The sequence below is a fragment of the Spirillospora sp. CA-294931 genome, assembly GCF_050946795.1.
Classification (GTDB): Bacteria; Actinomycetota; Actinomycetes; order Streptosporangiales; family Streptosporangiaceae; genus Spirillospora.
Window position 1 is genome coordinate 4,624,418 of sequence record NZ_CP192006.1, and the last position, 22,175, is coordinate 4,646,592.

The following is a 22,175-nucleotide window of genomic DNA, read 5'->3' on the forward strand; positions in this document are numbered from 1 at the left end:
GGAGTCACCGCCCGCAGGCACCGCATTCGGAGCGGGTGCGGCGGGCGTAGGCGAGCGCGGCGGCGGCCATTCCCGCGCCCCACAGCAGATACGCGGGCACGGCGACCCAGAAGAACAGCTCGGGCAGGTCGAGGCCCGGTTCCGGCGGGAACGGGTTACGGCCGTTGAGGCGCTCGTAGACCATCTGGACCAGCATGAGGCCGAAGTAGACGACCAGACCGGACGAGATCGCGGCGGCGGGCCACAGCACCAGGCGCCGGGGCACGGCCCGTCCGGCCAGTCTCGGGACCCAGCGCGGCCAGACCCTGCCGTAGGAGTGGACGAGCGCCAGCGGGAGCACGGTCCCGGCGAGGACGAACCCGACGTCGAACACGACCATGGACGCGTTGTACTCGTAGGGCATGTTGTCCATGCCCACGCTCAGCTGCGCCCCGAGCCGTGCCAGGCACCCGGCCATCGAGAGGTAGGCGGCCCAGAAGGCCCAGGCGGGCACGGAGCCCAGCCGTTCGCGGCCGCCGCACTCGGCGCATCCGGCGCGCGTCCCGCGCTGGTAGGCCAGGGTCGTCAGGCCCACCAGGGCGGAGGCGCCCGCGCAGCCCGCTCGGCTCATCGCGCCCATCCCGGAGAACTCCAGGCCCAGGCCGGGCAGGATCCCGCCGATCACGTCCAGCAGCAGAAGGGCCGCCGCGGCGGCCAGGGCCGCGCACACCGTCCAGGCGCCCAAGAGGAGACCTCGCCGCGCGGCCCCCGTCGCGCGGGTGGTCAGCAGCACGGTCAGGAACACCATCGCCGCCGCGCACAGGGCCACCGAGCCCCACCCGGTGAAGATCACCAGATCGTCCTGGACGGGCCCGAGGTCCTCGGGCTGGTTGCCCAGGCTCCAGTAGATCCTCAGCACGCTGTAAAGGGCCACCCAGCCCAGGGCCAGGCGCGCCATCCGCCGCGGGTCACGGGTCGGCGACGCCCCCGAGATCATCATCATGGACGCCATCGTCGGCCGCGGATGAGCACGGGCGCCTCCCCCGCACGGGTGGTATTGTCGTCGGCGGAACGAGAGGGAGGTGAGGTGCATGGCCGTGATGTCGGTCGCTGCTGTCCGCAGCACCCAGGTCATCCTCACTTTCCGGGTCGCCGGCTGACGCTTCGCCGCGCCCCCTTCACACAAGGGTTCCAAACCATTGTCTTCCGACATCAGCATGTCGGCGCTCGTCCCGTTCGGCTGGGACGAGGGCTTCGCCACCGATTTCCTCCCGCACCGCGACGCCGGGCTCGTCCCGGGCCGGGTCACCGTGGTCGACCGCGGCCGGTGCGATCTGATCACCGAGAGCGGCCCGCTGCGGGCCGACACCGCCGCGGTCTCGCCCTGCACGGGCGACTGGGCCGCGGTCCGCACCGGGGAGCATCCCGCCGTCGTGGCGCTGCTCCCCCGCCGCACCGCCATCGTCCGCTCCTCGGCCTCGCGCGAGTCCCGGGGCCAGGCGCTGGCGGCCAACGTCGACACCGTCGCCATCACCGTCCCGCTGTCGGCCGAACCCGACCTCGGACGGCTCGAACGGCTGCTCGCCCTGGCCTGGGAGAGCGGCGCGCGGCCCGTGGTCGTGCTCACCAAGGCCGACCGCGCGGCCGACCCGGCCGAGGCCGAGGCCCAGGTCGCCACGGCGGCGCCCGGCGTCGACATCGTGACGATCAGCGCCTCCGCCGGGACCGGCATGGACGCGCTGGCCTCGGTCCTGACCGGGACGGTCGTCCTGGTCGGCCAGTCCGGGGCGGGCAAGTCCACGCTGGGCAACGCGCTGCTCGGCGACGAGATCCTGGCCACCGGCGAGATCCGGGAACAGGACGGCAAGGGCCGGCACACCACCGTCCGGCGCGAGCTGCTGCCCCTGCCGGGCGGCGGTGTCCTCATCGACACCCCGGGGCTGCGGGGCGTGGGCATGTTCGACGCCGCCGAGGGCCTCCAGCAGGTCTTCGCCGAGATCGAGGAGCTCGCCGGGCGGTGCCGCTTCGGCGACTGCGGCCACGACAGCGAGCCGGGCTGCGCCGTCCAGGCCGCCATCGACGCGGGCACCCTGCCCGAACGGAGGCTGGAGAGCTACCGCAAACTGCAAAGGGAGAACGAGTGGGCCGCGTCGCGCACCGACGCGCGCCTGCGGGCCGAGCGCACCAACCGCTGGAAGACCGTCACCAAGGCGCAGCGCGAGGCCTACCGGATCAAGGGGAAGAAGCAGTGAGGCGCGCCATGACCTGGACGACCAGAGCTGAGCGGGACCGGGACGCCGCCCAGGTGCGCAAGGTCGTCGAGGCGGCCTTCCCCACCCACGAGGAGGCCGACCTGGTCGACGTCCTGCGCAAGGACCCGGCCTGGATTCCGGGCCTGTCCTGGGTGGCCGAGGCGCCGGACGGCGGCATCGCCGCCCACGCCCTGATCACCCGCTGCCAGGTCGGCGGCGCCGACGCGCTGGCGCTCGCGCCGGTCGCGGTGCTGCCGGAATACCAGCGCCAGGGCGCGGGGGCGGCGGTCACGCGGGCCGTCCTCGACGCCGCCCGCGCCAGGGGCGAGACGCTGGTGGTGGTGCTCGGCCATCCCGAGTACTACCCCAGGTTCGGCTTCGAGCGGGCGTCGGCGATGGGGATCTCGGTGACCTTCGAGGTACCCGACGAGGCCCTGATGGCGATGGTGCTCGACCGCCGGGGGACGGTGCCGCGCGGCACCGTCCGTTACGCGGCGCCCTTCGGGGTGTGACGCGGGTCCCGGCCGCCGCGTCGCGCGGACGCGGCGGCCGGGGCCGTCACCGGCCCCTGCGCTGGTAGGTGCGCACGGTCAGCGGCACGAAGACCGCCAGCAGCACCAGCGCCCAGAGCAGGACCGCCTGCACCGGATGCGCCATCGGCCACGCGGCGTCCCCGCTGGGCGCTCCCGGGTTGCCGAACAGCTGGCGGCACGCCGCCGTGAGCGCGCTGGTGGGGTTCCAGTCCGCCAGGAAGCGCAGCCACGCCGGCATCCCGCCCGTCGGGACGAACGAGTTGGACAGCATGGTGAACGGCAGGAACAGCGGCATCAGCTGGTCGGCCGTGCGGTCGTCCTTGACCACCATGCCCAGGTAGCAGCCGGCCCAGCTCAGCGCGTAGCGCAGCAGGACGATCAGCGCGAACGCCTCCAGGGTGGGCATCAGCCCGCGGTGCGCGCGCCACCCGACCAGCAGCCCGGCGCCGACCATGATCCCCAGGGAGAGCAGGCCGCTGAGGACGTCGGCGCCGGTGTGCCCGAACGGAACCGCCGAACGGGCCATCGGCATCGAGCGGAAACGGTCCATCACCCCGCGCGAGGCGTCGGTGGCCACCGCCATCGTCACCGCCGCCAGTGAGCTGAAGGTGACCATCGCGAACAGGCCCGGCATCAGGTACTCGCGATAGTTGCCGCCGCCCGGGATGGTGATCGCGCTGCCGAAGACATAGCCGAACAGCACGACCATGATCGCGGGGAAGATCAGCGCGGCGATCAGCTGGCCGGGCTCCTGCCGCAGGCGGCTCAGCTCCCGCCCGACGAGCGTCAGCCCGTCGGCCAGGGTCCAGCGCAACCGGCCCAGCGGCGTCGCCGGGACGGCGGGAAAGGTGGGGGCGGCCATCAGACGCTCTCCTTCTGTCGTTCGGTGAGGCGCAGGAACACCTCGTCGAGGGTGGGACGGCGCAGGCCGACATCGGCGGCGGCGATCCCGGCGCGGTCGAGCTCGCGGACCACGTCGGCCAGCCGCAGCGACCCGCCGCGCAGCGGGACGCTGAGCCGGTCGGCGGCGGTGACCAGCGCTTCCGCCCCGGCCAGCCCGCCGAGCACGCTCGCGGCCGCGCGGGCGTCGTCCGGCCGCTCCAGCACCACGTCCACCCGGTCGCCGATGGTGGCCTTGAGCTGGTCGGGCGTCCCGGTGGCGATCACCCGCCCGTGGTCGACGACCGCGATGTCGTCGGCCAGGCGGTCGGCCTCGTCCAGGTACTGGGTGGTCAGCAGGACGGTCGTGCCGTCGGCGACCAGCTCGCGGATGCTGTCCCAGATCTCGCCCCGGCTGCGCGGGTCGAGGCCGGTGGTCGGCTCGTCCAGGAACAGCACCAGGGGGCGCAGGATCAGGCTGGCGATCAGGTCGAGGCGGCGGCGCATGCCGCCCGAATAGCCGCCGACCTGCCGGTCGGCCGCCTCCATCAGCCCGAAGCGCTCCAGCAGCTCGTCGGCCCTGCGGTGGGCCTCGCGCCGCGACAGGTGGTAGAGCCGCCCGAACATGCGCAGGTTGCCCCGGCCCGTCAGCTTCTCGTCCACCGCCGCGTACTGGCCCGCCAGGCCGATGCGGGCCCTGACCTGGTCGGCCTCGCGCACGACATCGAAACCGGCGATGCGGGCGCCGCCCTCGTCGGGGTCGGCCAGGGTCGCCAGGACGCGGACCATGGTCGTTTTACCGGCGCCATTGGGACCCAGGACGCCGCAGACCGAGCCCGCGGGGACGCTCAGATCGAGCCCGCGCAGGGCGTGGGTGTCGCCGAATCTCTTGTGCAGGCCCTCCGCGACGACGATCGGATCACTCATCATGCCCTCCACTGGGTACGCCGTACGCAACTAATACCGTGAGAGTAAACAACTGGGTACGATGTACGCAACTGAAATACTCGGGCCGAGGGGGTGAGACGTGACCGAAGCCGAGAACGTCAACATCTGGCTGCTGCCCGACCGCCCGGCGCGGGGGCCCAAGCCCGCCTACAGCCGCGCGCAGATCACCGAGACCGCCGTCCGGCTCGCCGACGCCGAGGGCATCGAGGCGGCGTCCATGCGGCGCATCGCGGCCGAGATCGGCGCGGGCGCGATGTCGCTGTACCGCTACGTGCCCAGCCGCGACGATCTGATCGAGCTGATGATCGACCACACCGTCGGCGAGATCGAGTACCCCGAGCGGCCCACCGGCGACTGGCGCCACGACCTGGCGCTGCTGGGCCACGGCTGGCGCGCCATGTGGCGGCGCCACTCGTGGCTGCTGTTCATCCGGCGCGGCGGGCCCTCCTTCGGCCCCAACCAGATCCGGATCATGGAGTTCACCTTCTCGGTCCTGGACGTCGGCATCCCCATCGACGAGATCCTCAGCCTCAGCGGCCTTCTGACCGGGTACGTCGAGAGCGCCGTCCGCGGCGAGGTGGGCTGGCGCGAGCAGCTGGAGAGCACCGGCATGAGCATGCAGGAGTGGACCGCCAAGAGCCACCCGCTCGTGAGACAGTTCCTGGAAAGCGGCGACTACCCGATGCTCGAACGCGTGGTCAGGGACGCCCGCCAACCGCACATGGACTTCGACGCCCGCTTCAGGTACGGCCTCGACCGCACCCTCGACTGGATCGCCGGCGCGCTCCCGCCCGACCGGTTCAACGGGTGAACGCGCCGCGCCTGAGCTGGGCCGAGGTCCGCTCGCGACGGCTGGAGCGGCACGGGCTCGCGACCCCCGCGCCGGACGCCGCGCCCGCCGGGGTCGTCGCCGCCATGGCGGGCACGCACGCCCAGGTGATGTCGGCCGCCGAGCTGGCCGTCGGGCTGCGGATCGACGGTGCCACCCGCACCGCCGTCCGCGAGGCCCTGTGGACCGACCGGACCCTGGTCAAGACGTTCGGGCCGCGCGGCACCGTCCACCTGCTGCCCGCCGCCGACCTGGGCCTCTGGGTGGGCGGGCTGTCGGCGGTACCACCGATGCCGGGAGCCGCCGCCCCGCCCGGCATCCGGATGACGCCCGAGCAGACCGAGCGGGTCATCGACTCGATCGGCGCCGCCCTGGCGGAGGACGGCGGCGACCTGACGATCGACGAGCTGAGCGACGCCGTCGTCGAGCGCGCCGGCCCCTGGGCCGGAGACCTGGTCATGCCCGCCTTCCAGGGAATGTGGCCGCGCTGGCGCCAGGCCCTCCCCGAAGCCGGGACGCGCGGGCTGCTGTGTTTCGGCCCCAACCGCGGCCGCAAGGTCACCTACCGCGCCCCCCGTGACCTTCGGCCGGAGCCGGTCATCGCCGCCCTGGCCTTCCTCGTGCGGTCCTACCTGCACGCCTACGGCCCCTCGACGCCACGGCGCTTCGCCCACTGGCTGGCGGCCCCGGCGTCCTGGGCGACCGAGCTGTTCACCACGCTGGACGCCGACCTCCAGCAGGTCATCGTCGAGGGAAACCCCGAGTGGGTGTGGTCCGGCGACACCGCCGCACCCTCCGGCCCGCCCCGGGGCGTCCGGCTGCTTCCCTACTTCGACGGCTACGCCTACCGCGTCGGCAACCAGCCGCCCGCGCTGCTCTACCCCGGCAAGGCGGCCGACCGCGTCCTGCCCGGCAACTTCCAGATCCTCCTGGTGGACGGCGAGGTCGCCGGTCTCTGGCACCAGCGCCGCTCCGGCCGCCGCCTGGCCCTCACCGTCGAGCCGCTGGTCACCCTCACCCGCACCCAGCGCGCCGACCTGGACGACCAGGTGGAACGCGTCGGCCACATCCTGGAGGGCCGCCCGGAAATGACCATCGGCACCGTCACCGTCGGCGGCCACGCCTGACCGGACTCAGAAGCCACGGAAGACGCCGTCCGGGTCGACCGACTCGGCGAACTCGGCGAAGTCCATGTTGCCCAGCGACACGTTGTTCTCGATGCCCCAGTACTCCGTCGCGATGACGCGAAGGGTGCGGCCGGGCTCGTCCCCGAGATCGACGACCAGCACCGGCGTCTCCGCCGACGCCAGCGCCGTCGCGTCGACCACGCCGAACAACCCCATGTCGTATCCCTCGGGCAGCGACTCCCGGAGCCGGTCGGCGGGCAGATCGCGGAAGGCCGGGTCATCCACGATCTGGACGTCGGCCATGAATCCGTCCTCGTTCGTCGCGGTGAGCGCCGCCACCGCCTCGTCCCACCGGCTCGCGTCGGAGAAGTCGGTACGGATGACCAGCGGGGCGTGGGCGGTGGGCAGCGTCTTCATCGGAACCTCCACAGGCGCGCGGTAACGGTCAGCCAGCGGTGCACACCGTAGCGGCGGGCACTGTCAGTTCCCGATGGCGCGCAGGTGGGCGGCGAAGGACCGGGGGCGGTGGCCGGCGACGTCCAGGACCGTGGTGGTCGTGCGGTCTTCGCTGCCCTGGGCGATCCGGAGGTCGAGGTCGACGAGCAGGGCGGCGAATCCGGGGGCGAAGCCCACGGACTCCAGACGCGCCCGGGCCGAACGCGCGTCGAGGGAGATGTGGCGGATCCTGCGATTCAGGCGTTCTGAGATCTGGGCGGCCACCTCGTCGCAGCTGAGGGGGGCGGGACCGGTGATCACATGGTCGGTGTTGTGCGGCGTCGGATCGGTCAGGGCGTGGACGGCGACGTCCGCGATGTCGCCGGCGTCGACGAAGGCGACGCGGCCCGCGCCGGTGGCGGTGTAGATCGCCGATTCGGACGCGATGCTCGCCGCGTGGAAATGCTCTCCGCTGAAGTTCTGCATGAACCAGGACGGGCGCAGCACGGCCCACTCGGGGACGCGCTCACGCACGGCCACGTGCGCCTTGCCCAGGCCCGGGTCGCCTTCGGCGATGGCCGACGAGGAGAGCAGGACGATCCTGCGTACGCCCGCCTCCAGGGCGCGGTCCACGAAGTCCGAGATCACCTCGTGGGGGTCGGGCACGCCGACCGGGGCGACCAGGTAAGCGGCGGTCACGTTCTCCAGGGCCTTGGCGTGGGTGCTTTCGTCGGCCCAGTCGAAGCGGACGTCGGTCGGTCCGGTGCGGGACGCGGTGCGAACGTCCAGGCCGCGCTCGGCCAGCCGGGCGGCGACGCGCCCGCCGGTGTTGCCCGTGGCACCGGTCACCAGGATCATGTCCGCGCGCCGATCGGAAGCCCGCCCTCGAAGGCGTCGGCGACCAGGGCACCGTTCCAGTAGTCGCGGTACCGGACGATCTCGCCGTCCCGCACGGTGACCACGCAGACATAGGGCATGTCGTAGGGGCGGCCGGTGGCGACCGCGCGGCCGACGCCGCGCAGCTCGGCCACGACGACCTCCGGGTCGGTGGTCTGGTGGATCACCAGGTCCTCGAACCGGTGCAGGTCGATGTGGCCGGGGTAGCCGTCGATGTAGGCGCGGACGGCGTCCCTGCCCTCCAGACGGCGGGTGCCTTCGGGAAGCGCGAACGGGAACTCGAACACGCCGTCGTCCGCCCACAGGGCGACCCATCCGTCGATGTCCTTGGCGAGCAGGAGGTCCAGGCTGTGCCTGAAGACCCGCTCCGCGGGTGTCGGTGTCATGGTCCGTACATTAAGTCGACCCGGGGTCGATTTACAAGCCGGGCACTAGTGTGGCCGTCGTGAGCACCGTTCCGAAGCGGCGCGCCGACGCGGTGCGCAATCGGGCCGCCGCGCTGGCGGCGGCCGACCGGCTGTTCGGCGACGCGTCCGACCCGGACGAGGTCACCATGGCCGACATCGCCCGCGCCGCCGGCATCGGCAAGGGGACGCTCTTCGGCCATTTCAGCGATCGGACCGGCCTCGTCCTGGCCCTGGTCTCGCAGCGGACCGCCGGGCTGCGCGAGGAGATCCTGGCCGGTCCCCCGCCGCTGGGGCCCGGCGCTCCGGCGGCCGAACGGGTGCCCGCGCTGCTGGCAGCGCTGCTCGACTTCAAGCTCGCCAACGGCCCTCTCATGCTCACCCTGGAACGCGAGGGCTCGTCCAGTCCCTACCTGAACGCCGCCTACGGACTCTGGCACGGTGAGCTGACCGCGCTGCTCACCGAGGCGCGGGGCCCCGAGCATGCCGCGTATCTGGCGCACGCCCTGCTGGCGTCGATTCGCAGCGATCTGATCCTGCACGCGACCGAGCACGACGCCATGAGCGCCGAGCGGCTCCACGCGGGGGTCCAGGAGCTGTGCCGGTCCGTGCTGGCGAGGTGAGGGCGGGCGGAGGTTTCCCGATCAGAAGCGCCAGCGGGTCGCGCCGTAGGGTTCGGCCGTGGCGACGCCCACGGCCGCGTCGATGGTGAAGCGGTGGAGGTGCCAGGGCGGCGGCCCGGCGCTCGGGGCGCTGAAGGGCGCCGTCAGGCCCTCCTCGTGCGGCTCGGCGGGCCAGCCGCCTTCCCGGTAGAGCGCGACGATGGCCTCGATGACGGCGCGGTCGGTGACCCGCTCCGCCGTGCCGTCCAGGACCAGGTCGAGCCCCTCCAGCCGCATCGAGATCGTGCAGGCCGGGTTGGCGGCCAGGTTGCGGGCCTTGCGGGCCCCCGGGCCGCTGGTGAAGTACAGGTCGCCCTCATGCCAGACGGCGCCGACCCCGGCGGAGTGCGGACGTCCGTCCGGCCGGGTCGTCCCGAGGAACAGCGGGAGGTCGGCCGTGGGCATGCTGGTGGCCATCAGGTCGCGCGGCCTGCTCCACGGCAGCACGTCCGACCCGTAGATGTCGAGGTTGGCGGCCTCGACGGGTGTGCGCTCGGTCATCGTTGATCTCCCATCGCGAGAATCCCGTCGAGAGGTAGACGGCGCGGCGGCGCAGAACTCATCGCCGTGTCCGGTCGCCGGGACGACCGATGAGTTCCCGCGCCCGCCGAGGTCTGCATGGGGAGGAACGATTCGGCACACGACGGAAGGCGGACCTTCATGCTCGGGAACAGCAAGGCTTTCAGCGGATTCTCCGTGGACGACATCCCGGCGGCGCGCGAGTTCTACGGCCGGACGCTCGGCGTCGACCTCACCGAGCAGAACGGGATGCTGATCCTGCATCTCGGGGGCGACCGCGACACGCTGGTCTACCCCAAGCCCGACCACACCCCCGCGACGTTCACCATCCTGAACTTCCCCGTCGAGGACGTCGACGCCGCCGTGGACGAGCTCACCTCGCGCGGGGTGCGCTTCGAGGCGCTCGACGGCGTGGACGAGAAGGGGATCATGCGCAAGGGCGGGCCGGTCATCGCCTGGTTCAAGGACCCGGCGGGCAACTTCCTGTCGGTCATCGAGCAGGACTGACGGCCCTCGGGCCGGGCAGGGCCCCGGCCCAGCATCGAGCGCGCGGCGGCGGCGTGCTCCTGGGCGTGGTTCCAGTGCTCGCCGCGGTGCCGTCCGCCGGTCAGCGCGTCGGGATGCTCGGCGACGCCGGGCAGGCCGGTGGTCCTGGGCAGCGAGCGCGGCCTGCTGCCGGTGGCCAGCAGCAGGCGGTCGTAGGCGAGTTCGGTGCCGTCGTCCAGGGCGACGGTCGTGCGGTCGCGGTCGATCGCGGTGACGGTCGTGCCGGTGCGCAGGTCGATGGCGCGCTCGGCTCAGCTCGCGGACGGCTTGAGCCTGGCCCGCTCGAACCCGATGGCGCCGGTGTCCACGATCACCATCCGTCAGGCACGGGTGATCTCGGTCATCTCGAAGTCGGCCTTGGCGGCGCCGCAGTCGGGGCACGACCAGTCGTCGGGGATGTCGTTCCAGCGGGTGCCGGGCGCGATGCCCTCGTCCGGCCAGCCCTCGGCCTCGTCGTAGACGAAACCGCAGACCAGGCACTCCCAGACCTTGAAGTCGCCGTCCATGTCACACCTTCTCCGGTTCGAAGTCGATCTTCTCTCGCACCCCGCAGTCGGGGCAGCACCAGTCGTCGGGCACCTGGCTCCAGGCCGTGCCCGCCGGGAAACCCTCGCGCGGGTCGCCCGCCCGCTCGTCGTAGGCGTACTCGCATACCGGGCAGACGTAGCGGCTCATGCGGCGCTCCCGTACCTGGCCAGGACCTTGGCGCGCTTGGCGGGCCGGATGTTGGCACGGGTGATGTCGCCGTCGTAGTGGGTCAGGACCCGTCGGTCCATCACACGGCGCCACAACGGGGGGACGTACGCGAGCACGATCATGGTGGCATAGCCGGAGGGCAGTTCGGGCGCGTCGCCGAAATGCCGGAGGGCCTGGTAGCGCCGGGTGGGGTTGGCGTGGTGGTCGCTGTGCCGCTGGAGGTGGTACAGCAGGACGTTCGAGGCGATGTTGTTGCTGTTCCAGCTGTGCTGGGGCGAGCAGCGCTCGTAGCGTCCCCTGTCGTTCTTCTGGCGCAGCAGGCCGTAGTGCTCCAGGTAGTTGACGACCTCCAGCAGCGAGAAGCCGAAAACCGCCTGGACGAGCAGATAGGGGACGATGCCGGGGCCGAAGACGGCGATGAGGACGCCGAACAGCGCGACCGACATGGCCCAGGCGTTGAGGACGTCGTTGCGGACGGTCCAGGGCCCTTTGCCCGAGCGGGCCAGGCGCGCCTTCTCCAGGTGCCAGCCCGACTTCAGGCTCCCCCACACCGAGCGGGGCAGGAACCGCCAGAAGCTCTCCCCGATCCGGGAGCTGGCGGGGTCTTCGGGGGTGGCGACCCGGACGTGGTGACCGCGGTTGTGCTCGATGTAGAAGTGGCCGTACGCCGTCTGCGCGAGGGCGATCTTCGAGAGCCAGCGTTCGAGCGAGTCCTTCTTGTGGCCCAGCTCGTGGGCGGTGTTGATGCCGATGCCGCCGACCGCGCCCAGGGTGAGCGCCAGCCCGGTCTTGTCGAGCGCCGACAGGCCGCCCTCGGCCCACATCCAGCAGGCCATGCCCAGGCCCGCGTATTGCAGTGGCAGGAACAGATAGGTGCACCAGCGGTAGTAGCGCTGGCCCTCCAGCCAGGCCAGGAGGCTGTCGGGCGGGTTGGCGGAGTCCTTGCCGACGAGCTGGTCGAGGACCGGGAACACGCCGAAGAGGAGCACGAGGCCGGACCACCAGAAGAAGCCCCAGCCGGTCGCCGCGGCCAGGGCCCAGGCCAGGAAGGGGAAGGTCGGGACGAAGAGCCCCAGCAGCCAGAGGTACTTCTTGCCGTCGCGCCAGGTCGCCTCGACGGGGCCGTCCGCCGTGATCGCGGTCACCGCGCCACCTCCTGCCTTACATTTTTAAAAGAACTGTCCAATTAATAGACATTTCCTCCAAGGACTGTCAAGAGTCGGGCGGGTGTCGTTACGATGACCTTCGATGACGCGCTATCGAGAGTCCGTCCGGTCGCTGCTCCGGGAGCGGCTGCTGGACGCCACCTACGACCTGGTCACCGCCAACGGCTGGGACAAGCTGCGCATGACGCACATCGCCACCACGGCGGGCGTCAGCCGGCAGACCGTCTACACCGAGTTCGGCACCAAGCGGGCCATCGGCCAGGCCCTGGTGCTCCGGGAGGTCGAGCGGTTCCTGGTCGGCGTCCAGGAGCGCCTGGACGAGCACCGCGACGACCTCCAGGCCGCGGTCGAGGCGGCCATCCTGTTCACCCTGGACGCGGCCGCCGACAACCCGCTGCTCAAGAGCGTCCTGACCAGCTCTCGGGGCGGCGAGGACGACCTGCTGGTCCATCTGACCACGCGCTCGGAGCCGCTGCTGACGACCTCGACCACCATGCTGCTCGACTACGCGGCCGAGGCGTGGCCCGAGATCGACGCCGAGTCGCGCGAGCTGGGGATCGAGACCGTGGTCAGGCTGGCCGTGAGCCACATCGTCCAGCCGGTGGCGCCCGCCGCCGAGACGGCGCGCCGCCTGGGCCGGATCGTCGCGCGGATCGTGCTGCTCACCGACCGCTGAGCCGACGGGTCACGTGCAGCAGGCGCACCCGGAGGAGGGGCCCGACGCGGGAACGGCGCAGCACGACTCGCCCCGCCAGGCGTCCCGCCCCTCCTTGACGGCGACCGCGGCGATCACCAGTGCCGCCACCGGGTCGGCCCAGGCCCAGCCGAACAGGCCGTTGACCACGAGCCCGGCCAGCACCACGGCCGACAGGTAGGTGCACAGCAGGGTCTGCCGCGAGTCGGCGACCGCGCTGGCCGAGCCCAGCTCGCGGCCCGCCCGGCGCTGGGCGCGCGAGAGCACCGGCATGATCACCAGGCTTGCCGCCGCCAGGACCAGACCGACCGAGGAGTGCCCGGCCTCCCCCGCCCCGAGAAGCGCGCGGACCGCGTCCACCGAGACGTACAGGGCCAGCGCGTAGAACGAGACGGCGATGATCCGCAGTGCCGTCCGCTCGCGGCGCTCGACCGCCTCGTGGTCGCGGGCCGAGAACTGCCAGGCGACGGCGGCCGCCGAGGCCACCTCGATCACCGAGTCAAGCCCGAAGGCGACCAGGGCGCCCGACGACGCGAGGGTCCCCGCGGTGATCGCCACGACCGCCTCGACCGCGTTGTAGGCGATCGTGGCCGTCACGAGCAGACGGACCCGGCGCGCCAGAGTCGCGCGGTGTCCTGCGGACAGCGCGGTCATGGCCGGTCGGCGGCGACGCCGTAGGTCGGGCACAGGGCGACGGCCCGGTCGGTCGCCGCCAGCAGCCGTTCGGCCGACCGCAGCAGGTCGAGCAGTTCGGGCGCGGCGATGGAGTAGAACGACTGCCGTCCCTCGGCCCGGGCGCTCACCAGCCTGCACCCGCGCAGGCAGGCCAGGTGCTTGGACACCGTCGACTGCGCCAGGCCGAGCTCGCGCGTCAGGTCGACGACCCGGGCCTCCCCGCGCGCCAGCCGCTGCACGATCGAGAGCCGCACCGGATCGGCCAGCGAGTGGAACAGCGCCGCGGCGGGCGCCAGCCCGTCCAGTGAAGTCATTCCACAATCGGAATCAATCGCCATATCGCGATGATAGTCCCAGATAGGAATCAATCAACCTCTTCGGGCGGCCGGGGCCGTTCTGGGAAAATGAGAAGACGGGGGCGCCTCGATGTCCGGACCGGCCGAGCGGCTCCGACGTCTCCGATGAGCGGCGCCGAGCGGGCGCCGGGAGGTGAGAGGACGGAGCGTGAAGTACATCATCATGCTGTACGGGTCGCAGCGGGAGTACGACGCCCTGACCGGCAAGGCCGACGACGCCTGGACGGCCGAGGAGGTCGCGGCCCTGCACCGTTTCATGGGCGACTGGAACAACGAGCTGGTCGAGTCCGGGGAGTTCGTCGAGGCCCGGGGGCTCAGCGCCCCCGTCCACGCCCGGCGGATCGAGTTCAGGAACGGCGCTCCCGTGGTGACCGACGGCCCCTACCCCGAGACCGAGGAGGTGCTGGCCGGGTACACGGTCGTCGAGTGCGAGAGCTTCGACCGGGCCACCGAGATCGCGATGCGCGTGACCCGGGCCCCGGCCCCCGCCCACGCGCCCGTCGAGGACTGGTTCGTGGACGTGCGCCCCCTGGACGAGGAACCGCCCCGGCCATGACGCACGCCGGGCACGAGGATCTGCTGCGCCGCCTGGCGCCGCAGGTCCTCGGCGCGGTGGTCCGCCGCTACGGTCACTTCGACCTGGCCGAGGACGCCACCCAGGAGGCGCTGCTGGCGGCCGCCGGGCGGTGGCCCCGCGACGGCGTCCCGGACGACCCGCGCGCCTGGCTGATCACGGTCGCCGCGCGGCGGCTCACCGACCTGCTGCGCGCCGAGCAGGCCCGGCGCCGCCGCGAGGACGCCGTGGCCCGCTGGACACCGCCGGACGAGTGGCTCGCGCCCGCCGCCGACCGCCCGGTCTCGGGGGCCGACGACACGCTCGTCCTGCTGTTCCTGTGCTGCCATCCGGCGCTGTCGCCCGCCTCCCAGATCGCCCTGACGCTGCGGGCGGTCGGCGGCCTGACCACGGCCGAGATCGCCCGGGCGTTCCTGGTGCCCGAAGCGACCATGACCCGGCGCATCAGCCGCGCCAAGCGGGGCATCAGGGACAGCGGCGTCCCGTTCGGCCTGCCGTCGGACGCCGAGCGCCGCGAGCGGCTGGCCATCGTCCTGCACGTCCTCTATCTGATCTTCAACGAGGGCTATGCCAGCACGTACGGGCCCGATCTCCAGCGGCCCGAGCTGGCGGCCGAGGCGATCCGGCTGGCGCGCGTGCTGCGCGCCCTGCTGCCCGGCGACGGCGAGGTCACGGGCCTGCTCGCGCTGATGCTGCTCACCGACGCCCGCCGCGCCGCCCGCACCGGGCCGGACGGCGCGCTGGTGCCGATGGACGAGCAGGACCGCGCCCTCTGGGACGCGAGCGCCATCGCCGAGGGCGTCGCGCTCCTCGGCGAGGCGCTCCCCCGCGGCCCCACCGGGCCCTACCAGCTCCAGGCCGCGATCGCGGCGGTGCACGACGAGGCTCCCGACGCGGACTCGACCGACTGGCCGCAGATCCTGGCGCTGTACGAGGTGCTGATGCGGATCTCCGACAACCCCGTGGTGGCGCTCAACCACGCCGTCGCCGTGGCGATGGTCAAGGGGCCGCTCTCGGGGCTCGCCCTGGTCGAAGGGCTGGAGGCCGACGGGCGCCTCACCGGCGACCATCGCCCGCACGCCGTGCGCGGCCATCTGCTGGAGCGGGCCGGCGACCGCGCCGCCGCGCGCGCGGCCTATCTGACGGCGGCGCGGCACGCGACCGGCTTCGCCCAGCGGCGCTACCTGCACACCCGGGCGGCGCGCCTCGATTGAGTCTGTACGTACCAGTAGGTACAGTGAGGCGGGTGAGCACCTCCGACCAACTCATCGAGAGCGCCCGCGAACTGCTGTGGGAGCGCGGCTACGTCGGCACCAGCCCCAAGGCGATCCAGCAGCGCGCCGGTGTCGGCCAGGGCAGCATGTACCACCACTTCGACGGCAAGCACGCGCTGGCGCTGGCCGCCATCACACGCACGGCCGAGGAGATGCGCGGCCAGGTCAGTCTCAAGCTCGACGCGCCAGGGACGGCCGTGGAGAAGATCACCGCCTATGTGCGGCGCGAGCGCGAGGCCCTCAAGGGATGCCCGATCGGCCGCCTCACCCAGGACCCCGACGTCATGGCCGACCCCGCGCTGCGGGCACCGGTCGAGGAGACGCTCGCCTGGCTGCGCGGCCGCCTCGCCGCGATCCTGGCGGAGGGACGCGAGCGGGGCGAGATCAACGCGGCGCTCGACCCGGACACCACGGCGTCGGCCGTCGTGGCCGCGCTCCAGGGCGGGTATGTCCTGGCCCGAGCCGCCGACTCCACCCAGCCGTTCGAGCAGGTCGTGGAGGGCATCCTCGGCCTGCTCGCCCAGTGACCGGCGGAAGGCCCCATGTACGCCAAGCAGTACGAGATCACCCTGCCCGCCGACTATGACATGGGCCGCATCCGCGACCGGGTCGCCGCCAGGGGCCACCTCCTGGACGACCGCGCGGGCCTCGGGCTCAAGGCCTACGCGATCCGCGAACGCGGCGCCGGCGGCTCCCCGGTGAACCAGTACGCGCCCTTCTACCTGTGGAACGACCCCGGCGCGATGGCGCGGTTCCTGGTCGGCGGGGGCGGCTTCCAGGGCATCGTCCGCGACTTCGGGCGTCCCGCCGTCCACCACTGGACGGGCGTCGCCGCCGTGGCGGGCCCGGCCCGCGCGGCCGCACCGCGGGCCGCGTCGCGCCGCCTCACCCCGCTTCCGGCGGACCTGCCGATGGACGAGCAGCTCGGGGACCTGGACGTCTTCCGCCGTCGCGACGGCGTTCATACGGCCGCGCTGGCGTTCGATCCCTTCCAGTGGCGGCTGCTGCGGTTCGTCCTGTGGGAGGACGCCGTCCCCGAAGACGAGGACGCCACCGAGCGCTACGAGGTGCTGCATCTCTCGCGGCCCGGTATGGACGACCTGCCCGACCTGCCCGGCTGGTGATCCCCTTTACGGGGGATTCGGATCAGGCTCCAGAGGGAGGTGCGCGCGCGGCGCGGAGCCTTGAATCTCCTTCATGAGCACCGCCACTCCCTCCCTGTTCCAGCGTCTGCACGGGCGTCCCGCCGAGGGCGTCCCCAGGGCGATCACGCTGGCGGCCTACGCCACCACACTGGTCGTCCTGCCGTCGGGCATCTGGCGGATCGCGCTCGGCTTCGGAGCCCCGCTCGGCCCGCTCGCGAACTCCGAGGGCGACTCGAAGGGAGACCTGCCCACGTGGTTCCCCGGGTGGATGTACGTGATCCTTTTGACCCTCGTCACCGAGGCTCTGGCCTTCCTGACCGTCGGCCTGGTCAGCCGCTGGGGCGAGGTGTTCCCCGGGTGGATCCCGCTGCTCGGCGGGCGCCGGGTGCCGACGCTGGCCGCGGTGATCCCCGCCGGGCTGGGCGCGGCGGCCCTCACCGTGCTGGCCTTCGGATCGGCGCTGAGCTACAACGAGTTCCGCGCGCCCGACGGGACCACCGTGTACCTGGAGGGATGGAAGCTCGCGGTGTTCGTCCTTTCCTACGGCCCGCTGCTGGCGTGGGGGCCGCTCCTGGGCGCCGTGACGGTCGCCTACTACCTGCGGCGACGACGACGCACGTGATCGTTTAGCCTGGGCCGATGTCCGAGCGCTTCGTCCAGGTCGACCATTTCTTCACCGTGCCGCTGGACCACGCCCGGCCGGGCGACCGGCAGATCACGCTCTACGCGCGCGAGGTCCGCGCGGACGACGCGGCGAGCCGGGACCTGCCCTGGCTGCTGTTCCTCGGGGGCGGGCCCGGTTTCCCGGCCCCCAGGCCGCTCGATGCCTCGGGCTGGCTGGCGCGCGCCGTGCGCGACTACCGCGTCCTGCTGCTCGACCAGCGCGGCACGGGCCGCTCGACGCCGTTCGACCGCAGGTCTCTGGCCGCGCTGCCCTCCCCCGCCGACCAGGCGGAGTACCTCACCCACTTCCGCGCCGACTCCATCGTCCGCGACGCCGAGACGATCCGCCGCGCCCTCCTCGGGGACGCCCGCTGGAGCGTCCTCGGGCAGAGCTTCGGCGGCATGTGCGCGGTCACCTACCTGTCGTTCGCCCCCGAAGGGCTGGCCGAGGCGTACATCACCGGCGGCCTGCCCGGTCTCCACGCCGACGCCGAGGACGCCTACCGGGCCCTGACCCCGCGCATCCTCGACAAGAACACCGAGCACTACGCCCGCTACCCCGAGGACGCCGAAACCGCCAGGGCCGTCGCCCGCCACCTCGCCGCCCATGACGTCGAACTGCCCGGCGGCCGGCCCCTGACCGTCGAGTGCTTCCAGTCGCTCGGCAACCTGCTCGGCGGCACCGGCGGGAGCCACAAGCTGCACGCCCTCCTCGAAGACCCCTTCACCGGCGGGACGGAGCTGTCCGACGGGTTCCTGCACGGGGTCGCCGGGACCCTGGCCTGGACGGCCGCCGCGCCGCTGTACGCGCTGGTCCACGAGGCCACCTACGCGCAGGGGCCGGGCGCCACGAACTGGGCGGCCCAGCGCGTCCGCGACGAGCATCCCGCGTTCGCCTCCGACGACCCGGTCCTGTTCACCGGCGAGGCCGTCTACCCCTGGATGTTCGAGCAGGACCCGAACCTGCGACCGTTCCGCGAGGCCGCGCATCTGCTGGCCGGGCGGCCCGAATGGCCCGTTCTCTACGACCCGGACCGGCTGCGCTCCAACACCGTCCCGGTGGCCGCCGCGATCTACCACGGCGACATGTACGTCGAACGCGGCCTGTCCATCGCCACCGCCGAGGCCATCGGGAACCTGCGCCCCTGGGTCACCCGCGACCACGAGCACGACGGCCTGCGCGTCAGCGAGGGCGCCGTGCTCGATCACCTCTTCGCCATGCCGCGATGAGTTTCGCCGCTCGCACGGGTCGTATTGGGTAACGACCACGACAGGAGGCCCGGATGAGCGAGCAACCCAAGATCACCGGCGTGCGGACGATCGCCGTCCCCGTCACCGACCAGGACCGCGCGGTCGAGTTCTACGTCGGCACCCTGGGCCTGGAGAAGCGGCTCGACGCTCCGATGGAGCAGCTCGGCGGGCGCTGGATCGAGGTCGCGGCCCCCGGGGCGCAGACCTCGCTGGCGCTGACTCCGGCGAACCAGGGGACTCCGGCCGGTGTCGAGACGGGCGTCAGGCTCGTCACGCCCGACGCCGCCGTCCTGCACAAGGCCCTGACCGAGGCGGGCGTCGACGCCGACGACCTGCTGCTCTGGGACGGGATCCCGCCCATGTTCGTGTTGCGCGACCCGGACGGCAACGGCCTCGCGGTCGTCGAGGAGCGCGGAGAGGAAGAGCGATGACCGGCACCGAGCTCGACAAGGAATTCACCGCCACGCTCGTCCAGAGCCCGAACAAGGGCGGATGGACGTACGTGGTGATGCCCGGCTCGGCCGAGTACTTCGGCACGCGCGGGCTCGTCAAGATCCGCGGGACGATCGACGGCCACCCGTTCCGCAGCTCGTTCATGGCCCTCGGCGACGGCACCCACAAGCTGCCGGTCAAGGCCGACGTCCGCGAGCTGCTCGGGAAGGGCCCCGGCGACACGGTGACGGTCCGCCTCGAAGAGCGCCTGGCCTAGCGGCAGAAGTCCGCGAGGGCCGGGGCGAGGTCCTCGGCCGGGACGGTGTGCCAGTCGCCCTTCAGGGTGCGGCGGCGGCCGTCCGGGACGAGGGTGGCGACCTGGTCGGCCCAGGCGCCCATGCGGTCGTCGCTGCCCGAGCTGTCGATGACGAGCGTGGGCGCCGGGACGGCGGCGAGCGTCGCGGCCGAGAGCGTCCCGGTGATCGTCAGGTCGTAGACCAGGGTGTGCGCGAGGGCCTCCAGGGCGGGCCAGGCCGGAGACCCGCGCAGCCCGGCGATCATCTCGGCGGGTACGCCGATGCTGGTGTTGAAGTACTCGATCGCGTCGCCGCCGCGCCCCGCGGCGACCAGTTCGGTGATCCGGTCGATCATCGCCGTGTCGGGCTCGCCGTCCAGGTCGATCGGCGGCTCCAGCAGCGCGAGCCGGGAGATGGGAAGCCCTGCCGCGGCGGCGTGCAGGGCCAGCACGGCCCCGGAGGAGAAGCCGAACACGCAGGCCGATCCCCCGGCCTCGGCCATCAGGGCGCGCAGGTCGTCGATCTCGCGCTCGACGGCGTAGGGCGGGGTGTCGGTGCTCTCCCCCCGTCCGCGCCGGTCGTAGGTGAACACGGTGAAGCGATCGGCGAGCGCGTCGGCCACCGGCCCCATGGGGCCGAAGGCGCGAAAGCAGCTCGCGGCGTCGACCATGATGAGCGCCGGTCCCGACCCGGCCCGGTCGAACGCGATCGTGGTTCCGTCCTGTGAGGTGGTCGTGGGCATGGCCGCCGTCCTCTCCGGAGCTCTAGTACTGGACGGTACAGTACTCCCCTCAGTACTGAACCGTCCAGTACTATCCCCTCATGACCCCAGAGGGAGGACGATCGGCGGCCAAGCACCGGGCCATCGTCGACGCGGCCAGGACGGTGTTCCTGCGGAACGGCTACGCGGGCGCGAGCATGGACGAGATCGCCGCGCTGGCGAAGGTGTCCAAGCAGACCGTCTACAAGCACTTCGCCGACAAGGAGCGGCTGTTCACCGAGATCGTCACCGGCGACATCCGGGAGGCCGAGGCGGGCTCGGAGTCCCTGGTGGACGCCCTGCCCGGCACCGACGACGTCGCGCGCGACCTGCGCGAGTTCGCCCGCCGGCACGTCGCCATCGTCATGCGCCCGCACCTGGTGCAGATGCGGCGGGTCATCATCGGCGAGGCCGACCGCTTCCCCGAACTGGCGCGCACCTGGTACGCCGGCGGTCCCGAGAAGGCCCACGCCACGCTGGCGGCACGGTTCCGGGAGCTGGCCGCGCGGGGGCTGCTCCGCATGGACGACCCGCTGCTGGCCGCCGAATACTTCAACTGGCTCGTCCTGTCGGTCCCGATGAACAGGGCGATGTTCCACGGGAGCCAGACCCGCTTCGCCCCCGGCGAGCTCGACCGCTACGCCGACGAGGCCGTCCGCGTCTTCCTCGCCGCCTACGGGGACGAAGGGGGATCATCATGACCATCGACGCCCGCGTGACACGACTGGGCCGGGGCCGCCCGCTCGTGTGCGTACCCGCCTTCGCCGACGGCGCCGCGTCGTGGCGGCCGCTGCTCGCCGCGATGGCCGAGGCGGGCCACGACGCCGCGCTCGTCGAGGGTGCGGCGGCCACGGTGAGCGACTTCGCCGCGTGGCTCACCGGGTACATCGAGCGCGAATGGTCGCGTCCGGTCGTTCTGGTGGGCCATTCCCTCGGCGCGGTGATCGCCGTCGAGGCGGCGCACCGGCTCGGCGCGCGCTGCACGGGGTTGATGTCGCTCGAAGGGAACCTGACGGCCGAGGACGCCTACTTCTCCGGCCAGGCCGCCGACCACCCCGACCCGGCGAGCTTCAAGGCGGCGTTCGCAGCGCGGGTCCGGGAAATGGTGGCGGAGGGACGGGTCCCGGCGAGCTATGCCGAGTCCGTCGAAGCGGCCGACGCCGCTTCGATGTGGGCGCTGGGCCGCGACGCGCGAGCCCTGGGGGACGCTCCCGGTACGCGTTACCGCGACCTGGCCACCGGCACGCTCTACCTCTGGGCGGCGAGCACGACTCCCCCGGCCACCCGGCACTATCTGGAGCGGCACGACCTCCCCAGGCTCCAGCTGGCCGTGGAACACCACTGGCCCTGGCTCGTGGACCCCTCCGTCGTCGTGCGGGCCCTGACCAGCTTCACATCACCCAGCGGCGGAAGCCGCCCTCGGAGTTGATGATCTGGCCGGTGATCCAGGAGCTCTCGTCGCCCGCCAGCCAGCGGACGAGCCGGGCGACCTCGTCCGGATGGCCCCAGCGTCCGGCCGGGAGGGCCCGCCCGACCCGCGCGGTGAGGTCGGGGTCGGCCCAGCCGGTGTCGACGGGCCCGGGATTCACCGTGTTGACGGTGATGCCCCGGTCGATCAGCGCGTCCGACAGGCTGAGCGTCATCTGGTGAACGGCCCCCTTGCTGATCGCGTAGGGAAGCTCCTGGCTCATCGGCGCCAGATGCTGGCCCGAGGTGAACAGGATGATCCGCCCGCCGGATCGGTTGTCGTCGTGGACGGCGGAGAACCGCTGCGCCAGCAGGACGCTGGCCCTGGCGTTCACCGCCCAGGCCAGGTCGAGCTCGTCGGCGGTCACCTCGTCGAGCGACTGGAGCGAGCTGCGCGCGTGGTTGGCCACCAGGACGTCGACCGTCCCGAACGCCTCGACGGCCGCGTCGACCACCCGGGCCGGGGCCCCCTTGTCGGAGAAGTCGGCGGCGATGTGCCGCAGCCTCGGCCCCTCGCCGCCCAGCGCCCGCACCACCCCGGCGTCCCCGACCGGATCGGCGCCCCACGGCTGCCCGGCGTCGAACGCCGACCACGACTGCACCAGCACGCACGCTCCCGCCCGCAGCAACTCGGCGGCGACGGCGAAGCCGATCCCGGCCCGCCTGCTCACCCCGGTCACCACGGCGACGCGGCCCTTCAACGAAGCATTCTCCAC

Annotated in this window: 31 protein-coding genes and 1 pseudogene; 17 read left to right on the plus strand and 15 right to left on the minus strand. The window is 72.6% G+C overall.

Translation table 11 applies throughout. The annotated features are described in order from the left end of the window. Positions 1–4: 4 nt before the first annotated feature. Complete coding sequence (locus tag ACQPY4_RS20715; RefSeq protein WP_433322982.1) at positions 5–982, minus strand: hypothetical protein; 978 nt, start codon at positions 980–982, stop codon at positions 5–7. A gap of 196 nt (positions 983–1,178) precedes the next feature. On the opposite strand from ACQPY4_RS20715, the gene rsgA reads away from it, so the two are divergent. Both rsgA and ACQPY4_RS20725 read left to right on the plus strand, forming a co-directional pair. Further along, positions 1,179–2,231, plus strand: coding sequence for a ribosome small subunit-dependent GTPase A (rsgA, locus tag ACQPY4_RS20720; protein WP_433322984.1), 1,053 nt, complete (start codon positions 1,179–1,181; stop codon positions 2,229–2,231). An 8-nt stretch (positions 2,232–2,239) separates the two neighbouring features. Further along, positions 2,240–2,743: a GNAT family N-acetyltransferase gene (locus ACQPY4_RS20725; RefSeq protein ID WP_433322986.1), complete on the plus strand. Its 504-nt coding sequence runs from the start codon at positions 2,240–2,242 to the stop codon at positions 2,741–2,743. 46 nt (positions 2,744–2,789) lie between these two features. Here ACQPY4_RS20725 and ACQPY4_RS20730 read toward each other — a convergent pair whose 3' ends face one another. Together ACQPY4_RS20730 and ACQPY4_RS20735 are read right to left on the minus strand one after the other, a co-directional pair. Next, entirely contained in the window at positions 2,790–3,626 is an 837-nt protein-coding gene (locus tag ACQPY4_RS20730; protein WP_433322988.1) for an ABC transporter permease, read from the minus strand. Beyond that, positions 3,626–4,570 carry an ATP-binding cassette domain-containing protein gene (locus ACQPY4_RS20735; protein WP_433322990.1) on the minus strand — a complete coding sequence of 315 codons (945 nt, stop codon included), beginning with the start codon at positions 4,568–4,570 and terminating at the stop codon, positions 3,626–3,628. Before ACQPY4_RS20735 ends, ACQPY4_RS20730 begins: the two co-directional genes overlap by 1 nt. A gap of 100 nt (positions 4,571–4,670) precedes the next feature. Here ACQPY4_RS20735 and ACQPY4_RS20740 point away from each other — a divergent pair, with 100 nt between their 5' ends. Further along, complete coding sequence (locus ACQPY4_RS20740) at positions 4,671–5,402, plus strand: TetR/AcrR family transcriptional regulator (protein WP_433322992.1); 732 nt, start codon at positions 4,671–4,673, stop codon at positions 5,400–5,402. Next, the gene (locus ACQPY4_RS20745; RefSeq protein ID WP_433322994.1) at positions 5,399–6,547 is read left to right on the plus strand and encodes a winged helix DNA-binding domain-containing protein; all 1,149 of its coding nucleotides are present in this window, start codon (positions 5,399–5,401) and stop codon (positions 6,545–6,547) included. The genes ACQPY4_RS20740 and ACQPY4_RS20745 overlap by 4 nt, the downstream gene beginning before the upstream one ends. 6 nt (positions 6,548–6,553) lie before the next feature. Here ACQPY4_RS20745 and ACQPY4_RS20750 read toward each other — a convergent pair whose 3' ends face one another. The 3 genes from ACQPY4_RS20750 to ACQPY4_RS20760 all read right to left on the minus strand — a co-directional run bounded on the left by ACQPY4_RS20750 (position 6,554) and on the right by ACQPY4_RS20760 (position 8,265). After that, on the minus strand, positions 6,554–6,964 hold the full coding sequence (locus ACQPY4_RS20750; RefSeq protein ID WP_433322996.1) for a DUF6924 domain-containing protein: 411 nt from the start codon (positions 6,962–6,964) through the stop codon (positions 6,554–6,556). 63 nt (positions 6,965–7,027) lie between these two features. Next, positions 7,028–7,840 carry an NmrA family NAD(P)-binding protein gene (locus ACQPY4_RS20755; RefSeq protein WP_433322998.1) on the minus strand — a complete coding sequence of 271 codons (813 nt, stop codon included), beginning with the start codon at positions 7,838–7,840 and terminating at the stop codon, positions 7,028–7,030. Next, a complete protein-coding gene (locus ACQPY4_RS20760) occupies positions 7,837–8,265 on the minus strand; it encodes a nuclear transport factor 2 family protein (protein ID WP_433323000.1) in 429 nt (142 codons plus the stop codon). Before ACQPY4_RS20760 ends, ACQPY4_RS20755 begins: the two co-directional genes overlap by 4 nt. 59 nt (positions 8,266–8,324) lie before the next feature. On the opposite strand from ACQPY4_RS20760, the gene ACQPY4_RS20765 reads away from it, so the two are divergent. Then, positions 8,325–8,906, plus strand: a complete 582-nt coding sequence (locus ACQPY4_RS20765; protein WP_433323002.1) for a TetR/AcrR family transcriptional regulator — start codon at positions 8,325–8,327, stop codon at positions 8,904–8,906. A 21-nt stretch (positions 8,907–8,927) separates the two neighbouring features. Here the strand turns inward: ACQPY4_RS20765 and ACQPY4_RS20770 are convergent, their stop codons facing one another. Next, entirely contained in the window at positions 8,928–9,446 is a 519-nt protein-coding gene (locus ACQPY4_RS20770) for a pyridoxamine 5'-phosphate oxidase family protein (RefSeq protein WP_433323004.1), read from the minus strand. Between the two features lie 159 nt (positions 9,447–9,605). On the opposite strand from ACQPY4_RS20770, the gene ACQPY4_RS20775 reads away from it, so the two are divergent. Continuing rightward, entirely contained in the window at positions 9,606–9,971 is a 366-nt protein-coding gene (locus ACQPY4_RS20775) for a VOC family protein (RefSeq protein ID WP_433323006.1), read from the plus strand. 173 nt (positions 9,972–10,144) lie between these two features. Here the strand turns inward: ACQPY4_RS20775 and ACQPY4_RS20780 are convergent. The 4 genes and pseudogenes from ACQPY4_RS20780 to ACQPY4_RS20795 form a co-directional block, all read right to left on the minus strand. Further along, positions 10,145–10,249 (minus strand): annotated as a pseudogene (locus tag ACQPY4_RS20780) (hypothetical protein); the annotation flags it as partial. Between the two features lie 81 nt (positions 10,250–10,330). Then, positions 10,331–10,516 (minus strand): rubredoxin, encoded by a 186-nt coding sequence (locus ACQPY4_RS20785; RefSeq protein ID WP_433323008.1) that lies wholly within the window; start codon positions 10,514–10,516, stop codon positions 10,331–10,333. A gap of 1 nt (position 10,517) precedes the next feature. After that, on the minus strand, positions 10,518–10,685 hold the full coding sequence (locus ACQPY4_RS20790) for a rubredoxin (RefSeq protein WP_433323010.1): 168 nt from the start codon (positions 10,683–10,685) through the stop codon (positions 10,518–10,520). Then, on the minus strand, positions 10,682–11,851 hold the full coding sequence (locus ACQPY4_RS20795) for an alkane 1-monooxygenase (protein WP_433323012.1): 1,170 nt from the start codon (positions 11,849–11,851) through the stop codon (positions 10,682–10,684). Before ACQPY4_RS20795 ends, ACQPY4_RS20790 begins: the two co-directional genes overlap by 4 nt. 103 nt (positions 11,852–11,954) lie before the next feature. Here ACQPY4_RS20795 and ACQPY4_RS20800 point away from each other — a divergent pair, with 103 nt between their 5' ends. Beyond that, complete coding sequence (locus ACQPY4_RS20800) at positions 11,955–12,548, plus strand: TetR/AcrR family transcriptional regulator (protein WP_433323014.1); 594 nt, start codon at positions 11,955–11,957, stop codon at positions 12,546–12,548. Positions 12,549–12,557: 9 nt separating this feature from the next. Here the strand turns inward: ACQPY4_RS20800 and ACQPY4_RS20805 are convergent, their stop codons facing one another. After that, positions 12,558–13,220 carry a cation transporter gene (locus tag ACQPY4_RS20805; RefSeq protein ID WP_433323016.1) on the minus strand — a complete coding sequence of 221 codons (663 nt, stop codon included), beginning with the start codon at positions 13,218–13,220 and terminating at the stop codon, positions 12,558–12,560. Further along, complete coding sequence (locus ACQPY4_RS20810; protein ID WP_433323018.1) at positions 13,217–13,555, minus strand: ArsR/SmtB family transcription factor; 339 nt, start codon at positions 13,553–13,555, stop codon at positions 13,217–13,219. Before ACQPY4_RS20810 ends, ACQPY4_RS20805 begins: the two co-directional genes overlap by 4 nt. A gap of 190 nt (positions 13,556–13,745) precedes the next feature. On the opposite strand from ACQPY4_RS20810, the gene ACQPY4_RS20815 reads away from it, so the two are divergent. The 8 genes from ACQPY4_RS20815 to ACQPY4_RS20850 all read left to right on the plus strand — a co-directional run bounded on the left by ACQPY4_RS20815 (position 13,746) and on the right by ACQPY4_RS20850 (position 19,213). Then, positions 13,746–14,153 carry a YciI family protein gene (locus ACQPY4_RS20815; RefSeq protein WP_433323020.1) on the plus strand — a complete coding sequence of 136 codons (408 nt, stop codon included), beginning with the start codon at positions 13,746–13,748 and terminating at the stop codon, positions 14,151–14,153. Next, a complete protein-coding gene (locus tag ACQPY4_RS20820; protein WP_433323022.1) occupies positions 14,150–15,385 on the plus strand; it encodes an RNA polymerase sigma factor in 1,236 nt (411 codons plus the stop codon). Before ACQPY4_RS20815 ends, ACQPY4_RS20820 begins: the two co-directional genes overlap by 4 nt. Positions 15,386–15,417: 32 nt before the next feature. Next, positions 15,418–15,972 carry a TetR/AcrR family transcriptional regulator gene (locus ACQPY4_RS20825; RefSeq protein WP_433323024.1) on the plus strand — a complete coding sequence of 185 codons (555 nt, stop codon included), beginning with the start codon at positions 15,418–15,420 and terminating at the stop codon, positions 15,970–15,972. 15 nt (positions 15,973–15,987) lie between these two features. Beyond that, positions 15,988–16,569: a DUF4865 family protein gene (locus ACQPY4_RS20830; protein WP_433323026.1), complete on the plus strand. Its 582-nt coding sequence runs from the start codon at positions 15,988–15,990 to the stop codon at positions 16,567–16,569. Positions 16,570–16,642: 73 nt separating this feature from the next. Beyond that, entirely contained in the window at positions 16,643–17,212 is a 570-nt protein-coding gene (locus tag ACQPY4_RS20835) for a hypothetical protein (RefSeq protein ID WP_433323028.1), read from the plus strand. Between the two features lie 17 nt (positions 17,213–17,229). Continuing rightward, on the plus strand, positions 17,230–18,483 hold the full coding sequence (locus ACQPY4_RS20840) for an alpha/beta fold hydrolase (RefSeq protein ID WP_433323030.1): 1,254 nt from the start codon (positions 17,230–17,232) through the stop codon (positions 18,481–18,483). Positions 18,484–18,536: 53 nt separating this feature from the next. Next, on the plus strand, positions 18,537–18,935 hold the full coding sequence (locus tag ACQPY4_RS20845) for a VOC family protein (protein ID WP_433323032.1): 399 nt from the start codon (positions 18,537–18,539) through the stop codon (positions 18,933–18,935). Then, on the plus strand, positions 18,932–19,213 hold the full coding sequence (locus ACQPY4_RS20850; RefSeq protein WP_433323034.1) for a DUF1905 domain-containing protein: 282 nt from the start codon (positions 18,932–18,934) through the stop codon (positions 19,211–19,213). Before ACQPY4_RS20845 ends, ACQPY4_RS20850 begins: the two co-directional genes overlap by 4 nt. On the opposite strand, the gene ACQPY4_RS20855 is transcribed toward ACQPY4_RS20850, so the two are convergent. Next, on the minus strand, positions 19,210–19,974 hold the full coding sequence (locus ACQPY4_RS20855; RefSeq protein WP_433323036.1) for an alpha/beta fold hydrolase: 765 nt from the start codon (positions 19,972–19,974) through the stop codon (positions 19,210–19,212). The two genes, ACQPY4_RS20850 and ACQPY4_RS20855, sit on opposite strands and share 4 nt — an antisense overlap. Before the next feature lie 80 nt (positions 19,975–20,054). On the opposite strand from ACQPY4_RS20855, the gene ACQPY4_RS20860 reads away from it, so the two are divergent. Continuing rightward, positions 20,055–20,693, plus strand: coding sequence for a TetR/AcrR family transcriptional regulator (locus tag ACQPY4_RS20860; protein ID WP_433323038.1), 639 nt, complete (start codon positions 20,055–20,057; stop codon positions 20,691–20,693). Continuing rightward, a complete protein-coding gene (locus ACQPY4_RS20865; RefSeq protein WP_433323040.1) occupies positions 20,690–21,421 on the plus strand; it encodes an alpha/beta fold hydrolase in 732 nt (243 codons plus the stop codon). Before ACQPY4_RS20860 ends, ACQPY4_RS20865 begins: the two co-directional genes overlap by 4 nt. Here ACQPY4_RS20865 and ACQPY4_RS20870 read toward each other — a convergent pair. Further along, entirely contained in the window at positions 21,384–22,175 is a 792-nt protein-coding gene (locus ACQPY4_RS20870) for an SDR family oxidoreductase (RefSeq protein WP_433323042.1), read from the minus strand. The genes ACQPY4_RS20865 and ACQPY4_RS20870 overlap by 38 nt on opposite strands.

Excerpts from the sequence above, each read along its gene's own strand:
- ACQPY4_RS20850 (WP_433323034.1), top strand. The coding sequence starts at position 18,932 with ATGACCGGCACCGAGCTCGACAAGGAATTCACCGCCACGCTCGTCCAG.
- ACQPY4_RS20845 (WP_433323032.1), top strand. The coding sequence starts at position 18,537 with ATGAGCGAGCAACCCAAGATCACCGGCGTGCGGACGATCGCCGTCCCC.
- ACQPY4_RS20835 (WP_433323028.1), top strand. The coding sequence starts at position 16,643 with ATGAGCACCGCCACTCCCTCCCTGTTCCAGCGTCTGCACGGGCGTCCC.
- ACQPY4_RS20800 (WP_433323014.1), top strand. The coding sequence starts at position 11,955 with ATGACGCGCTATCGAGAGTCCGTCCGGTCGCTGCTCCGGGAGCGGCTG.
- ACQPY4_RS20830 (WP_433323026.1), top strand. The coding sequence starts at position 15,988 with ATGTACGCCAAGCAGTACGAGATCACCCTGCCCGCCGACTATGACATG.
- ACQPY4_RS20735 (WP_433322990.1), bottom strand. The coding sequence starts at position 4,570 with ATGAGTGATCCGATCGTCGTCGCGGAGGGCCTGCACAAGAGATTCGGC.
- ACQPY4_RS20725 (WP_433322986.1), top strand. The coding sequence starts at position 2,240 with ATGACCTGGACGACCAGAGCTGAGCGGGACCGGGACGCCGCCCAGGTG.
- ACQPY4_RS20770 (WP_433323004.1), bottom strand. The coding sequence starts at position 9,446 with ATGACCGAGCGCACACCCGTCGAGGCCGCCAACCTCGACATCTACGGG.
- ACQPY4_RS20840 (WP_433323030.1), top strand. The coding sequence starts at position 17,230 with ATGTCCGAGCGCTTCGTCCAGGTCGACCATTTCTTCACCGTGCCGCTG.
- ACQPY4_RS20865 (WP_433323040.1), top strand. The coding sequence starts at position 20,690 with ATGACCATCGACGCCCGCGTGACACGACTGGGCCGGGGCCGCCCGCTC.
- ACQPY4_RS20790 (WP_433323010.1), bottom strand. The coding sequence starts at position 10,685 with ATGAGCCGCTACGTCTGCCCGGTATGCGAGTACGCCTACGACGAGCGG.
- ACQPY4_RS20775 (WP_433323006.1), top strand. The coding sequence starts at position 9,606 with ATGCTCGGGAACAGCAAGGCTTTCAGCGGATTCTCCGTGGACGACATC.
- ACQPY4_RS20805 (WP_433323016.1), bottom strand. The coding sequence starts at position 13,220 with ATGACCGCGCTGTCCGCAGGACACCGCGCGACTCTGGCGCGCCGGGTC.
- ACQPY4_RS20730 (WP_433322988.1), bottom strand. The coding sequence starts at position 3,626 with ATGGCCGCCCCCACCTTTCCCGCCGTCCCGGCGACGCCGCTGGGCCGG.
- ACQPY4_RS20860 (WP_433323038.1), top strand. The coding sequence starts at position 20,055 with ATGACCCCAGAGGGAGGACGATCGGCGGCCAAGCACCGGGCCATCGTC.
- ACQPY4_RS20750 (WP_433322996.1), bottom strand. The coding sequence starts at position 6,964 with ATGAAGACGCTGCCCACCGCCCACGCCCCGCTGGTCATCCGTACCGAC.
- ACQPY4_RS20760 (WP_433323000.1), bottom strand. The coding sequence starts at position 8,265 with ATGACACCGACACCCGCGGAGCGGGTCTTCAGGCACAGCCTGGACCTC.
- ACQPY4_RS20810 (WP_433323018.1), bottom strand. The coding sequence starts at position 13,555 with ATGACTTCACTGGACGGGCTGGCGCCCGCCGCGGCGCTGTTCCACTCG.
- ACQPY4_RS20755 (WP_433322998.1), bottom strand. The coding sequence starts at position 7,840 with ATGATCCTGGTGACCGGTGCCACGGGCAACACCGGCGGGCGCGTCGCC.
- ACQPY4_RS20715 (WP_433322982.1), bottom strand. The coding sequence starts at position 982 with ATGATGATGATCTCGGGGGCGTCGCCGACCCGTGACCCGCGGCGGATG.
- ACQPY4_RS20820 (WP_433323022.1), top strand. The coding sequence starts at position 14,150 with ATGACGCACGCCGGGCACGAGGATCTGCTGCGCCGCCTGGCGCCGCAG.
- ACQPY4_RS20785 (WP_433323008.1), bottom strand. The coding sequence starts at position 10,516 with ATGGACGGCGACTTCAAGGTCTGGGAGTGCCTGGTCTGCGGTTTCGTC.
- ACQPY4_RS20855 (WP_433323036.1), bottom strand. The coding sequence starts at position 19,974 with ATGCCCACGACCACCTCACAGGACGGAACCACGATCGCGTTCGACCGG.